Genomic DNA, 15027 nt, shown 5'->3' with positions numbered 1-15027 from the left:
ATTTTAGGAAAACAGCCTCAAACAGTTTTCTCTCTCCGGATGTCAGCGGGTGAGGCTGAAACCAGAAGAAAGTGTTGTGCAAGTTAAAGGCTCCTTTTTGATTTACGGCTCCTTTTCTGAAAAGGACTTCTAAACGCAGCAAAGGTTTAAAAAGGAATATCGTCCTCAAGGTGCATAAACCAGAAACGGGCTGGCCGGAAAAACCGCCAACCCGTTTCTGGTTTACTTTATGAAAATCAGGCTAAAATTATTTTCCGGTAGCCTCCGCAAAGCTGATGGCGTACCCACCGCCCGGGGCTACAAACTGCGACAGCTTGGACTTGTTGGTTACGTTCACCTTCCGGATGGTGTAGGCCTGCGGATTGGTTTTGTAGTGAGCGTCTTTGGCATCGGCGTAGATGGTGGCCACGTACTTTTTGCCTTTGTCCAGGAAGTCCAGCTTGATGTTGGAGGTGCGGGCCTCGTTACCGCCCACGCTGCCCAGGAACCACTGGCCGGTGCCTTTGGCCTTACGGGCTACGGTCACGTATTCGCCTGGCTCAGCCTCAATATATTTGCTATCATCCCAATCTACGTCTACGTCTTTGATGAACTGGAAAGCATCGGGGAAGCGGTCGTAGTTCTCGGGTAGATCAGCGGCCATCTGCAGCGGACTGTACAAGGTCAGGTACAGCGCCAACTGGTTAGCCAACGTGCTGTTCACGTGCGACTTGTTATCGGGGTTGAGCTTGCTCAGATCCATCTCGAAGATGCCGGGCGTGTAGTCCATCGGGCCCCCGATGAGGCGGGTAAAGGGAAGCAGCGTCACGTGGTTGGGTTTGGAGCCGCCAAACGACTGGTACTCGGTGCCGCGGGCCGACTCGTTCCCGATGAGGTTAGGCCAGGTACGGGCTACCCCGGTGGGGCGTACGGCTTCGTGGGCGTTCACCATGATCTTGTACTCGGCGGCTTTCTCCAGGGCGTGCTGATAATGGTTCACAATCCACTGGCTGGAGTGGTTCTCGCCGCGCGGTAGGATGTCGCCCACGTAGCCGCTTTTCACCGCATCGTAGCCGTTGTCTTTCATAAATTGGTAGGCCTTGTCCATGTGGCGCTCGTAATTGCGCACCGAGGAAGAGGTCTCGTGGTGCATGATCATTTTCACGCCTTTGGACTTGGCGTACTCGGCTATTCCCTTCACATCAAAGTCTGGGTACGGGGTCACGAAATCGAACACGAAGTCTTTGGAGTTCCCGAACCAGTCTTCCCAGCCCACGTTCCAGCCTTCTACCAGCACGCCATCAAACCCGTGTTTGGCCGCGAAGTCAATGTAGCGTTTCACGTTGGCCGTGTTGGCGCCGTGGGTGCCGTTAGGTTTGGCCTTGGAGAAATCGGTGATGCCAATTTGCACAGTAGGGTAGTCATTGGTGTAAGACCAGGTGCTCTTGCCGGTGATCATCTCCCACCAAACACCCACGTATTTCACTGGTTTGATCCAGGAGGTGTCTTTGATTTTACTGGGTTCGTTCAGGTTGTAGGTCATCTTGGAAGCCAGGATGTCGCGGGCGTCATCACTCACGATTACCGTGCGCCAAGGGGTGCTGCGCGGCGCCTGCATGTAGCCTTTGTCACCAATGGCATCAGGCGTAAGCCAGGACTCAAACACCATGTTCTTGTCGTCCAAGTTCAGGTGCATGGCCGGGTAATCGATCAAGGCAGCCTCGTGCAGATTGATGTACAGGCCGTCGTTGGATTTCATCATCAAAGACGTCTGCACGCCGGTAGGCGAGAAGGTAGTCTGCGACAAGTTGTTCGTCACGGCTTTGGACATGATGCCCCTGATCTCGGAAAGCTTGGACGTGGTATAGTCGTACTCCTGGGTGTCATAGTCGCCCGGAATCCAGAAGGCGGTGTGGTCACCGGCCATGCCAAACTGGGTTCTCTCTTCCTTGATCACGAAATAGGTGAGGTTCTTCTGGGTAGGAAACTCGTAGCGGAAGCCCAGACCGTCATCAAACAAACGGAACCGTACCACCATTCTGCGGTCGGTGCCTTTTTGGTTGAGGGTCACCGCCAGTTCGTTGTAGTGGTTCTGGATGGTTTTCACCTCCCCCCACACCGGGTTCCAGTTCTCATTCACCGAAGAGGTCTTGGTTTCTGCCACCGTGAAGTTGTCATGCAGCGAAGCCTGCTGGTTCACGGCCTTCTGGTCCATGTTGGCATCAGAACCGCCCGAGGCCGCCGCCGCATCCTTGGTCTTCAGCTCGAAACCCAGCTTGCTGGGGGTGATCACCTGCTTGCCTTTGTAAGTGAGGGTATAGGTGGGCACCCCGTTGCTCTGCAACGAGAAGCGCATGCTGAATTTCCCGTTCGGCGACTTCAGTTCCTGCCCTTGGGCCATTCCCACGAAAAACACCATCAGGAGGGTCAATAAAGAAAGTTTACTCATGTTTTATATGCGATTGTTGAATGGAATCAATAAAGCTACTTGATTTTGACGAGACGAAAGCAATTCAATCCAGCTTAGACAAGTTGCCAACGTTTGCATTTGCTTCACTCTAGTGGAGGATGAGGGTTTAGTGGCTCTTTTCAAAAAAGCCTGCCCAATCTGTCTTGCGTGTATTCCCCGGAAGGTACAAAGGATCTGGCGGAGAAAGGACTGTGTTGCCTAGAGGCTGAAACGCATTTAGGGGCTGTTTCTTGGAAAACAGCCCCTAAACCCAATTGGGTCTTTCTACCAAGTTCCGTTCCCGGTTACGGATTCCCGGCTGCGGCTCCCGAAGACGTGAGCGTGAAAGGCGCTGACTTCACGTCACGGGAGTTGGGGCCCACGTACACGATGAAATCGCCGGGCTCGGCCACGTACTTCATGTTGATGTCATAGAACTTGAGGTCGTTCTCCGTGAGGGTGAAGGTCACCGTCTGCGTCTCGCCTTTCTTGAGGAAGACTTTCTTGAAGTTTTTCAGCTCTTTCACCGGCCGAGAGACGGTGCCCACCAAATCCTGCACATACAGTTGCACAACTTCCTCTCCGTCATAGTTACCGGTGTTCTGCACCTGCACGCTCACGGTCATGTTGCCCCCCGGCTGCAAATTGGCGGTGCTTAAGGTAGGCGCTGAGATGGAGAACGTGGTGTAGCTCAACCCGAACCCGAACGGATACAGCGGATCATTGGGCACATCCAGGTAGCGCGATTTGTACTTGTCCAGTTGTTGCCCACCGTAAGGCCGACCCGTCATTTTCTGGTTATAGTAAATAGGCACCTGGCCCACGTTCTGCGGGAAAGTGGCCGTAATCTTTCCGGACGGATTGTAGTTCCCGAACAATACATCGGCGATGGCGTTTCCGCCCTCGGTGCCAGCGAACCAGGTCTCTAAAATGGCATCGGCATTGTCGCTTTCCCATTTCAAGGCCAGCGGCCGACCATTCATAAGCACAACTACCAAAGGCTTGCCCGTGGCTTTCAGGGCTTTGAGCAGATCCAGCTGGCGGCCGGGTAAGGTGATATCGGAACGGCTGGAGGCCTCGCCCGTCATGCCCTGCGACTCGCCTACCACGGCTACTATCACATCGGCCCGGCGGGCGACCTGCACCGCTTCCCTAATCATGGCCTCGGCAGAGCGTGGGTCAACTTCAATGTTGCCGCCGTGGGCGTTCAGTCGGCGTAGCATGAGCGTGTCATCGGCGATGTTAGCGCCTTTGGCGTAGGTGATTTTCACGCCCGCGCCAGCTACGTTCCGGATGCCCTGTTCTACAGAGATGGCTTGTTTCCAGTCGCCGGCGCCGTTCCAGTTGCCCAGTTGGTCTACCTGGCTTTTCACCAGAGGTCCCACTAAGGCGATAGATGCTGTTTTCTTTAGTGGCAACGTCTGGTTCTGGTTTTTGAGCAGCACCATGGTACGGCGGGCAATGTCACGCGCAGCATCGCGGTACTCCTTTTTCAATAAGGTTTCTTTGGCGCGTTGTTCGTTGGCGTAACGGTACGGGTCTTCAAACAAACCCAGCTTGTATTTGGCTTCCAGGATGCGGCGGCAGGCGACATTGATCTGATCCTCGGTGACTTTTTTGTCTTTCACTAATTGGCCCAGGTGTTTCAGGAAGACTTCACCTACCATGTCCATGTCAATGCCAGCATCTAAGGCTACTTTGGCTACTTCGTACTCGTTTTTGCCTAAGCCATGCGGAATCAACTCATTAATGGCGGTGTAGTCGGTGACCACCATCCCATCAAAGCCCCATTGGTTCCGGAGCAGCTCGGTCATGAGCCAACGGTTACCGGTGGCAGCCACACCGTTGATGTCGTTGAAGGAGGACATGACGCTGCCTGCACCCGCATCCAGCGCGGCTTTGTAGGGCGGCAGGTATTCCTCCATCATGCGGCGTTCGCTCATGTCGGTGGTGTTGTAGTCGCGGCCAGCCTCGGCGGCACCGTACAAGGCAAAGTGCTTCACGCAGGCCATCACAGTGTTGTTGGCGGCCAGGTCATTTCCTTGATAGCCGCGCACCATCGCTTTGCCTACCTGAGAGCCCAGCCAGGTGTCTTCGCCTGCCCCCTCAGCTATGCGGCCCCAGCGCGGATCACGGGCGATGTCTACCATAGGCGAGAAGACCCAGTTCAGGCCATCGGCCGAGGCTTCATCGGCGGCAATTCGGGCGCTGCGCTCAATAGCGGCCATGTCCCAGGATGCGGCCAAGGCGATGGGCATCGGGAAAATGGTACGGTGCCCGTGGATCACATCGTACCCGAACAGAAGCGGGATTTTAAGGCGGGATTGGGTGATGGCTTTCTCCTGCAGTTTGCGCACGGCAATAGGCGTGAACGTATTGAACACGCCGCCTACCAAACCTTTAGTGATGTTCTCGTCCACGTTCTCGCTCACCACCGGCCCAGTTACGGTAAAGCCCACCGATACTAGGTTCAGCTGCCCGATTTTTTCTTCCAGCGTCATCTTGCCCATGAGGTCATCAATGAACTTCTTCATCTTAGGGTCCTGCGGCCGATTGGGGATGGGGATAGTGGCGGTAGCGGCAGGCTGGTTTTGTCCGGAGCCGACGGAGGCAGTTTCCGGTGTTTTCTGCGGGGGCATTTGTGTGCAGCCGCCACTTATGAGCAGGAGCAAGGCAAGGGTAAAATTTCTCATCATTCGCGCGTGTTTAGTGGCTTCTAATGGTATTCTCTTATATTCTCTTATATTATTTAGCGGCCGCCGATAACCTCTCGCTTGGAGAAATATGGACCTGCTGTTTTAAGTTTGTTTTAATAAAATCAGCCCCGAAACGGAACTATACTCCAGGCGCTTTTCACCTAATATTATGGGTGGAGGTTTTAAAACAGTTTTGCTTAAATCGGCTTTAAAACACCACTACTTAGATTCTATCACTTTGCTTCTGGTGGAAACGCCGTTCTCGTTGATGGCCTCAATCTGGAAGTAGTACGGCAGCTCTTTGTCCATACCTTTGAAGTAGTACTCGCCGCCGCCGTGCACCATGATGCAGTTGTAGAGCTTGTCTGGCGCCACGCCCGTGTAGAGGTTGTAGGCGTAAGCATCGCTCACCTGCGACCATTTGATCCAGGCGCTGCGTTTGTCTTTCTCGGTGCGCAGGATGGTGAGGTCTTTCACGGTTTGGGGCTTTTTGCCGTTGCCGCTTCCAAATACCCTGAACCCGCTGATGGCGAATTTGCCGGTGGGCATGTGCAGGTTCTCCAGCTTGAGGTACCGCGCCTGCACCGGTTTGTCTAACTCAATGTAGTCATGCGGTACATCGGTTTTGTTCTGGCTTTTGTCTACCAGCACCTTCCAGGTTTTGCCGTCTAGGGAATGGTACAGCTTGTACTGGTGGTAGATGTTCGTTTGCTTTCCTAGGAAAGTCACGTCTTGGTCAGCGTAGTTGAGTTGGATAGCGTTCACGGTGCTGGGTTGGCCGAGCTCGGTCTGGATCCACTCGCCTTTGTTTCCGGTAGCGGCGCTCCAATAGGTTTTGATGCTCTCGTCCACGGCGTAGTTGGGTGCGTAGGCCGCCAGCGTGGAGGAAACCGTCACAGGTTTGTTGTAGTTGAGGAGCATCCAGCCGGTGAAGCGGCTCTTGAGGTGATCAGAAGGGCCGTTGGGCAGATAGTGCGGGTAATCCCCGAAGGTGGTGTTGCAGTACATGACGCCGTCTTTGTCGAACCCAGCGGGCCAAACGCCCAGACGCCGCTCGAAGTTATTTTTCACCGAGATGACCACCGTGGAGACGTGCCACCAGTTGCCCCATTTGTCTTTGAACGAGTTGCCGTGCCCCGCGCCGCGCGCGAACCCGCCCGGTTTGTAGGCGAACGGATTATGCGCCTGCGGCTTGAACGGCCCCAATGGGCTGTCGCCCACCTGCACGCCATCGGCGTAGCCGCTGAATTCAGTGCCGGGCGCGCCGTATTGCAGGTAATACTTGCCGTTGTGCTTGTCCATCCAGGCGCCTTCCATGAACGGGTCCAGGAAGGTGTTGTCCAGGTACTCCCCGAAACGCTGCCACCCAAACCGCTCGTGGTTCAGCCCGATCATCTCCTTTTTCTCGCCGATGGGCTCAAAGGTTTTCCGGTTGATCTCAATGCCGTACATGGGGTACACGTTGCTGCTGCCCCAGTAGAGGTACAGGCGGTTGTCATCGTCCAGGAAAAAGGCGGGGTCCCAGGCACCCACCTGGAACGGCTCCACGGCCTCTTTCCACTGATTTGCCTTGGGGTTGGTGCTCATCCAGAGCGGGAAATTCTTCTCGTGCGTGGACCCGAAGACCAGCAGCGTATCGCCCAGCACGAACACCGCCGGGGCGCACAGGTCATCATAGACTTTGTGGTGCGGCTTCAGGAAAGACTTGGAGACAAAGTTCCAGTTGTAGAGGTTGTTGCTCCACCAGTATCCCCACTGATTCGTGGAAAACAGGTAATAATCGCCTTTGTACATGACAATGACTGGGTCGGCGGTAGCGCGGTGTTTGCCCGATTCCGTGAAGTTGGGGATGGGCGTGTAGCCGTAATCCAGGTTCATGGGGTTACAGTAGGTGCGTTGCGTTTTCTGCGCGGCTGCCGGCAGGTGCATCAGCAAGGCGATGAGCAGGAGTAGGCCCAGGTGTAGGACTGTTTTCATTTGCTAGCGTTTACTGGTAACTGAGGACTCTCAAACCCGAGTTTGCGTAAGCCGTTCTGCACATCGGGAATGCTCATGAACAGCTTCCAGAGCAGGCCGGTGCGGTGGTTTTCGATCATGACGATGATGGGGCCCTGGTCGATGGCCAGGTGCGAGTTGGCGTACCAGTTGTGGTGCTCGCTGAAGGCATCCACGAAGCCGTACTCGCTCCAGGTTTTATCGCCGAGGGTGTCATAGAAGTACCGCATCGCTTTCATGGAATACTCCGGCGTGTAGGGGAACGAGGACAAGGCCGCGGTGGGGGTGATCACACCCAGGTCCTCGGTGGGCGAGTGGGCGGCGTAGCCCCGGTAGCTGTCGCTGGCGGTGAGGCCCCAGGAGTTCTCTGAGTAGCCTTTGTACTTCTTAGGGTTGTCAATGCAATAGGCCCGGTTGATGAGCGTGTGGCGTTTGTTCTGCTCCCAGTAATCAGCGTACTGGTCTTTGAGCCCCCTCGGATCAAGGCCTAAAAAGGAATAATGGGCGAAAAACAGCGGCCCGCCGTAGTCAAAGCCCAGCGGCAGTTTGATGCCGTAGAACTCGCGGTCGTTGCGGAAGTAGTTGTTCGTGGTCCAGCCCTGGTGATACACCTGCGGAGGGATGCTGAACCGCGGCGAGGAGGCCGCCAGTACGTAGGTGATGAGCCCCTCGTTCCAGCCGCGGAGCTGGTGGTTCATGCTCCAGCCGTTGTTGGGGCTCCAGTGCCAGTACAGCACGTTCTGTCCGCCCTGGGTGTGCCAGTTCCACTCAATTCCTTCCCACATCCAGAGGATCTTGTTGCGCACCTGGCTCTCGGTGGGGTTGTCTTGGTTGAAGTATTGGCGGGCGCAGAGCAGACCCTGAAACAGGAAGGAGGTTTCCACCAGATCGCCGCCATCGTCTTTGGGACTGAACCGGATTACTTTGCCCGTCTCGCCGTTGAGCCAATGCGGGAACACGCCATGGAACTGATCGGCTTTCCAGAGAAAATTCACGATTTTGAGCATCCGCTCGGCGGCCTGCTGGCGGGTAATCCACTTGCGCTCGGCGGCCACGATGATGCCCATCACCCCGAAGCCGGTGCCGCCGGTGGTCACCACCTCGCCGCCGTAGTCAAAGGCCACGTTGCTCCGCTCGCGGGCCATACCGCTCACCGGGTGCCCGAAATCCCAGAAATACCGGAAGGTCTGCCGCTGCACCAGCTCCATGAGTTGTTCATCGGAGAGGTTCTTGGGGCGTTTCAGGGTGCCTTTCTTCTGGGCGTTCACGCAGCCGCAGAAGAGAATCAGCAGAAGTGCTATGGTGTAGAATTGCTTCATAGTTCGTTGGTTGGTGGTGTGCAGTTCTGTTTTGAGGCCGTTTTTCCGTTAATGCAGGAAAACCGCCAGTTCTTTGTTGAGGGTACTGGTTTTAAGTTTGAGTTTGTAAGCCCCCGGCGAAAGGGTTTTCCCGAAATTGACCTGGTACTGCCCGCTGGCTTTACTTTCATTGTTCCAGAGCGTCTCCATGACGGTTCCGTCTGGCATCTCCACGGTCAGGGTCATGGGGCCTGCCTCTTTCACCGCCACGTCTATCCCGTAAGCATCGGCATCGGGGTGTTTCAGCATGTGAAACTGACCGCTTCTTACTTCCGGAATGGCCAGGTAGAAGCCGGTTTCATACACTGGTTTTGTGATGCCTGCTTTGGTCAAGCCAGCCTGGATTTCGGGCAGATTGGTGAAAAGACCCCATAAAAGCCCGCTGCGGTAGTTCTCAACCATGGCCACAATAGGCCCTTGATCAATGGCCAGGTAATCCTTACCTATCCAGTTACGAGGCTTATTGTAAGCATCATAAGGACCATACGCCCCGATCATTTGGCCGTTAAATCCGCCGTACAAATACCGAAGTACTTGTATGGAGTAATAAGGTGTGTAGGGAAAGGAACTGAGTGCCGCCGTAGGCGTAACGGTGCCATTATCGTTGGTAGGGCTGTGGGCCGAGTAGCCGAATGGATCATCAGAAGCTGTTAGCCCCCACAGTTGCTCAAAATATCCGTAAGCCTTTGGGGCCAGGTAGATGCTGTAGGAGCGGTTGATGAGCGTGTGCTTTACGTTATGCTGCCAGTAGTTCACGTACTGGTCCTGCATCTGACGGGGATCAAGGCTCAGAAATGAATAATGGGCGAAAAACAGCGGCCCGCCATAGGGTGGCCCAATCTCCAGTTGATAGCCTTCCAGCATTTGGGTGCTTCTAAAGCCGCTGCCAATCCAGGAAGTTTGGTACACCGCCGGAGAGATGGCATGGGTAGGGGAGGCGAGCGCCAGCACGTACGCAATGAGCCCCTCGTTCCAGCCCTGGATGGGCATGTTCATTTCCCAACCGTAATCAGGACTCCAATGCCAGTATAACTTATTGTCGCCGCGGGAGGCGTACCAATCCCATTCTACGGTTTCCCAGAGTTGGGTGATTTTGGTGCGCAACTCAGTTTCCTGAGCATCGGCGCCGTTGAAGTAAGCTCTGGCGGTAAGCAGCCCGTTTATCAGGAAAGCGGTTTCTATCACATCGCCGCCGTTGTCTTTGGCGCTGAATGGAATTACTTTACCGTTGCTGCCATTGAGCCAGTGCGGCCAAACTCCGTGGAACCGGTCTGCTGGGGCCAGAAAGTTGCAAAGCTTCAGTAAGCGTTCGGTAGCTTCCTGTCGCGTGATGAACTTGCGGTGCACGCCTACGATTATGGCCTGCACGCCGAACCCGGTGCCGCCGCTGGTGACCGTTTCGCCGGAGTTGGTTCTTTCCCGCGTCATGCCGGAGGTGGGGTGCGCATACTCCCAGAAGTAATTGAATGTTTCCCGCTGCACGCGGTCCAGCAACTCCTTATCAGGCTCGGTATTTACTGGGTTTTCTGGCGGGAGCCCTGTGGAGCCGTCTGGTTCGGTTTTGCCTATATCGCAGGCGAAGGCAAGCCAAACTAGCGGCAGGCAGAGGAAGTAAACCGTCAGTTTCGTCATTGGAGGCATGGCATGAATTGCTGGTGAAGTCTCCGGCAGGTAACGGATAGCGTAGGTTTGTTTTTAAGCCATTTTCCTGAAAGGAGGCCTAAAACGCTGGGGTGTTTGCACAAGAAGCAGGCATTTCATAGATGGGGCCGGAGCAGCAAGCTCCGGCCTTTTACCTGTTGTAACTATCAGTAACCCGGGTTCTGCTCCAGCCTTCCGCCGCTGAGGGTGATCTGGGTCTGCGGTATGGGGAATACTTCGTTTTTACCTGTGGTGAAGTTCTTGCCCAGGGCCCTCAGCACCTGCTCAGCGCGGCCCTGGCGTACCAGGTCATAGAAGCGTTCGCCGTTTTCCAGCGCCAACTCCACCCGGCGTTCGTGCCAGATTCTCATGCGCATGTCTTCCTTGGTGGTGAAGGCGACCGGATCCAGACCGGCCCGCTGCCGCACCATGTTCAAGGAGCTTTCCGCTTTGCCGGTTTGCCCTAATTCGTTGGCGGCTTCGGCGTGCATGAGCAGTACTTCCGCGTAGCGCAGAATTCTGATGTTCTGGTCTTTGCCATATCCACACACTCTGGTTACGCTGAAAGGAACATAGGCTTTCTGGTTGTACCGGGGGTTGGGAGCATCGGGACTAATGAGGTCTCCTTCTGGAGTGGTCTCGCCGCGGAACAGAATGGTGGCCTCTCTGCGCTCGTCACCGGGTTCAAAGGCGTTGACCAAGTCTTCAGAGGGAGTGAAAAAACCCCAGCCTATCTGAGGAAGGCGCGGAGATTGTACCTCTGCCCATTGGCTGTTGGCCGCATCGCAGTTACCGGGCAAGGATTGGGCCTGGATCTCAAAGATAGACTCATTGTTGTTTTCGCCCGAAATCCGGAAAATCTGGTAAAAATCAGGTGTCAGGCTGTAGCCCAGGCCCATGACTTGCTCGGTGAGCGTGAGTACCTCTTGCCACTGGCTTTGGTAGAGGTTCACCTTGGCCAATAAGCTAAGGGCGGCTCCTTTGGTAGCCCGCCCCTTATCTGAGGCCGGGTAAGAAACGGGCAGCACCGCAATGGCATCATTCAGATCCTGTTCAATAAACGCGTATACCTCTTCGCGGGAAGCCCGGGCCGGGTTCAGTTCTTCCGGGGTCTCCGGAACTTTGCTCACAATGGGCACCCCGCCAAAGGCCCGAACCAAATTGAAGTAGTGATAGGCCCGCAGGAACTTAGTTTCAGCCAACATCCGGGTTTTCAGGTTTTCATCCATGCTGATTCCCGGTACATTGTCCAGTACCCGGTTAGCCAGGTTGATGCCCTGGTATTGCCCTACCCAGTAGCCGTTTAATTGCCCCTCGGTGGACGTGAATGTAAATTGGTCATATAGATTCATGAAGTCAGCGTCGCCTTCCACGCTTCCTTTGTCTGCATCGTCAGAGGTAACGGTGGTTAAAGCCATGTGCGCGAACGCAATGTTGTTCCATTCCCTTAGGTTACCGTAAACTGAGTTCACCGCTTCCACGGCGTGGGCCGGGGTTTGGAAAAACTGGGTTTCCACCGCCTTCCCTTCGGGCGGCACATCCAGGAATGAATCATTGCAGGAGTACAAAATCCCTAGTGCGAAAGCCCCCGTCAACAGCCAGGTGCCACGTTTTTTCTGATATAGTCTATTTTCCATGGTTTTTGTCTGTTTAGAAAGTTACGTTCACACCTAAGTTGTAAGTAGCGGAGAGTGGGTAGACGTTGCGGTCAATCCCAGATTCAATTGGTGAGCCGCTCACTTCTGGGGAGAAACCGTTGTAGTCAAAAATGGTGATCGGGTTCTGCGCATTGAGGAAGACCCTGAGCCCTTGCATTTTCCACCGGGAGATGGTTGTGGTGGGGAAGGTATAGCCCAATTGCAGGTTCCGGATCCGGATATAATCGCCGCTCTCAACATAGAAACTGCTCGGGTCCAAATTGGAGCCTATCAGTCTGGCGGAAGGGTAGGTGTTAGAGGTGCCAGGTCCCCTCCATCGGTTGTCATAGAAGTCTTGGTCGTAATTTTCGTTACCGAAACGGATATTTCGGTTGGCGTTGTAGATGTCTACGTCGGCAACCCCCTGGATATCTAGCTGTAAGTCTATGTTCTTATACGTAAAACTGGTGTTGATGCCGTAGAGAATCCCGGGGTTTGGATTGCCTAACAATGTTTTGTCACTGGCGTCAATGACATTGTCTCCGTTCAGGTCACGGTACCGGAAATCACCGGCAACGGCATTGGGCTGGGCAGATTCATCAGCTTCCTGGTCGGTCTGGAAGATGCCGTCTACCTGGTATCCGTAGAAAGAACCAATGGGGAGACCCACTCTGGAAACGGTAACCAGATACTGGCCAAAGCCTAGAGACCCGGCAGCCAGGGAAGTGTTACCGGTAGCCAGGCCAATAACCTCGTTCTTGTTTTTGGCGAAGTTAACCCCCACGCTGTAGGAGAAATCGTTGCCTACCGTGGTGTTCCAGCGCGCGGCAAGCTCAAATCCTCGGTTTTGGAACGTGGCATAATTACCCGTAATAGAATTGTTCTCAGCGCCGGAAGTACCAATCAACGGAATGGAGAAGACTGCGTTCTCGGTTTTCTTGTTGTACCAGTCTACCTCAAAGGTTAACCGGTTATTCAGGAGAGCGAACTCCGCTCCAATATCTGTCTCCTCTACTACCTCCCATAGCAAATTGGGAGGAGCAACCGTGTTGATGTTCCTTCCGGGGCTAGGAACGCCATTGAAGAAGGCGATATACCTTGGCAGGTTGGATACGGTCACAGAGGTAATGTTGGCCGGTACGTTGTTGTTTCCCAGTTTGCCCCAACTTGCCCGCACTTTCATGAAGTCCAGGACATCCTGGTTCTGCATGAAGGACTCTTCTGTTACTACCCAGCCTACCCCAATAGAAGGGAAATAATCATAGCGGTCGCTTTCAGGGTATTTAGAGGAACCGTCGTACCGGAGGGTGGCCGTTAACAGGTATTTTCCCAGGAAAGAATAATTGATCCGCCCGAAGTAGGACAGGAATTTCTCCCTGCTGGCACTGTTATTGGCGATGAGGGTGGTTGGGTCGCCGTTGCTGAGGTAGAGGTTGGCTTCGGTTTCATAGGTCACGCCTCTCACAGAGCCTCCCAGCCTTTCGGCAAAGGCCTCCTGGGAGGACGTACCCGCCAGAGCCGTCACCTCATGGTCCCCAAAGGTTTTCTGGAAGGTAAGTGTGTTTTCCCAAAGCCAACTGTTCGTTTTACTCCGGCTTCTGGTTAAAGAGCTGACGGTGGCGTTTTGGGCAGCGGTAAAGAACTCAGCGGATTGGAAGGTCCGGAATTCATCTATGCTATAGTCCAGGCCCAGGCTGGTCCGGAACGTGAACGCATTCAGGAAATTCCACTCCCCAAACACGTTGCCGGTTACCCGCTGGCCACTAGACCGTTGGTTAAACCAGTCAAGGGTAACCTGCGGATTGGAAAAGGTGCCGACTGCTGCGGGATCACCATAGTTCCCACTGGCATCTCTGACGGGTACAATGGGAGGCAGAACATACGCTTGGTAGAAGATGTTGTTGGGAATACTGTCCCTGAACCTGTAGCCGGAGAAAATACCGTTGTAGCCTACTTTCACTCTATCAGAAAGCTTCAGATCTGACTGAAGCCGGGCCGTAATCCGCTCATAGTTATGGCTTCTCACCAAACCTTCCTGTTTCAGGTAACCGGCACTCACGTTGTAAGTCGCTTTCTCAGATCCGCCGGAGGCAGAGATCTGGTGGTTGTGGATCATGGCGGTGCGCAGAATCTGATCAAACCAGTCAGTGCTGGCGATATTTGTGGCAGTATCTCGGGCGTTTTTCTCATTGTACAACTCCACATACTCCCGGGCATCGGCCATTTCTAGTTTGTTTGTCGCCCGCTGAATGCCCACAAACCCGTTGTAGTTGATTCTGGTCTCGCCGGCTTTCCCACGCTTGGTGGTCACAATAACCACTCCGTTAGCCGCCCTAATGCCGTAGATAGAGGCGCTGGAAGCATCTTTCAGAATCTCCATGGACTCAATATCGGCAGGGTTCAGGAAGCTCAGGTTGGGTACGAAGGTGCCATCTACCACATACAGCGGTTCAACCCCGCCCTGGGCAGAGCCTACTCCTCTGATCCTGACCTGCGGAGCCGCGCCCGGCGCCCCGGAGTTGGTCACCTGCACGCCGGCCACTTTCCCTTGAATAGAGCTGACTGGATTTTGCGATGACTGCCGCTCAAACTCTACGCTCTTTACCGAGGAGATGGAGCCGGTCACGTCTCGTTTCTGCTGCGTTCCGTAGCCCACTACCACTACCTGCGCTAACTCAGTAGAAGCAGGCGCCAATTGAATGTTGATAGAGGTTCTGCCGTTCACGGCTACGGTTTGGTCAACGTAGCCAATGTAGCTGATCACCAGGGTAGCATCTGGCGGCACGTTAGCGATGGTGAACCCACCGGTAGCGTCGGTCTGGGCACCTAGGGTGGTGCCCCTTACCTGTACACTCGAGCCAATAAGGGCTTCACCGGTACCAGCATCGGTAACCCGACCAGTTATGGTAACGGTGCTCTGCCCATGGGCAAGGTTGAGGGTTAACAGGTAAATAAGGAGAAGGAGTAGGGATTGTTTCATAGGTAGTTTGGTATAAGGGTACAAACTCTGCTGAACTGACCTAAAAGTCCTTACATAATTGACTAAAGGCTAATAAGTTGCCTCAACAATATTACTTCAATTACGAGATTTATAATATTATGGCTTGATTCCAATTGAAAACTATGGAATTGAAATCCAAACTTTAATGGGTATATTATAATTTCAATTATCGTGCAGCGAATGCCTTGAATGAGAGAGGTGATAGGGAGGTAAGTTTGTAAGTGCCAGAGCTGTTTTCCAGAGGGATTTAGGTCCGAAGATTTGCCCAATT

General features: G+C 54.2%; 7 protein-coding genes. All 7 read right to left on the bottom strand.

Going from position 1 to position 15027, the window contains the following annotated elements:
- Positions 1–247: 247 nt before the first annotated feature.
- On the bottom strand, positions 248–2428 hold the full coding sequence (locus EFB08_RS03725) for a glycoside hydrolase family 97 protein (protein WP_123125529.1): 2181 nt from the start codon (positions 2426–2428) through the stop codon (positions 248–250).
- 305 nt (positions 2429–2733) lie between these two features.
- Positions 2734–5124, bottom strand: coding sequence for a beta-glucosidase BglX (bglX, locus tag EFB08_RS03720; RefSeq protein ID WP_227006197.1), 2391 nt, complete (start codon positions 5122–5124; stop codon positions 2734–2736).
- Between the two features lie 219 nt (positions 5125–5343).
- Positions 5344–7101, bottom strand: coding sequence for a family 43 glycosylhydrolase (locus EFB08_RS03715; RefSeq protein ID WP_193553956.1), 1758 nt, complete (start codon positions 7099–7101; stop codon positions 5344–5346).
- Entirely contained in the window at positions 7098–8438 is a 1341-nt protein-coding gene (locus EFB08_RS03710; protein WP_123125527.1) for a glucoamylase family protein, read from the bottom strand. Before EFB08_RS03710 ends, EFB08_RS03715 begins: the two co-directional genes overlap by 4 nt.
- A 48-nt stretch (positions 8439–8486) precedes the next feature.
- Entirely contained in the window at positions 8487–10109 is a 1623-nt protein-coding gene (locus EFB08_RS03705; RefSeq protein ID WP_123125526.1) for a glucoamylase family protein, read from the bottom strand.
- A gap of 176 nt (positions 10110–10285) precedes the next feature.
- Positions 10286–11755, bottom strand: a complete 1470-nt coding sequence (locus EFB08_RS03700) for a RagB/SusD family nutrient uptake outer membrane protein (RefSeq protein WP_123125525.1) — start codon at positions 11753–11755, stop codon at positions 10286–10288.
- Positions 11756–11768: 13 nt separating this feature from the next.
- Positions 11769–14735, bottom strand: a complete 2967-nt coding sequence (locus tag EFB08_RS03695; protein WP_123125524.1) for a SusC/RagA family TonB-linked outer membrane protein — start codon at positions 14733–14735, stop codon at positions 11769–11771.
- Positions 14736–15027: the final 292 nt, after the last annotated feature.

It is taken from the genome of Rufibacter latericius, assembly GCF_003721515.1.
Taxonomy (GTDB): Bacteria; Bacteroidota; Bacteroidia; order Cytophagales; family Hymenobacteraceae; genus Nibribacter; species Nibribacter latericius.
Note: the sequence above shows the minus strand (reverse complement) of the source record. Positions and strands in the feature narration are given on the sequence as shown.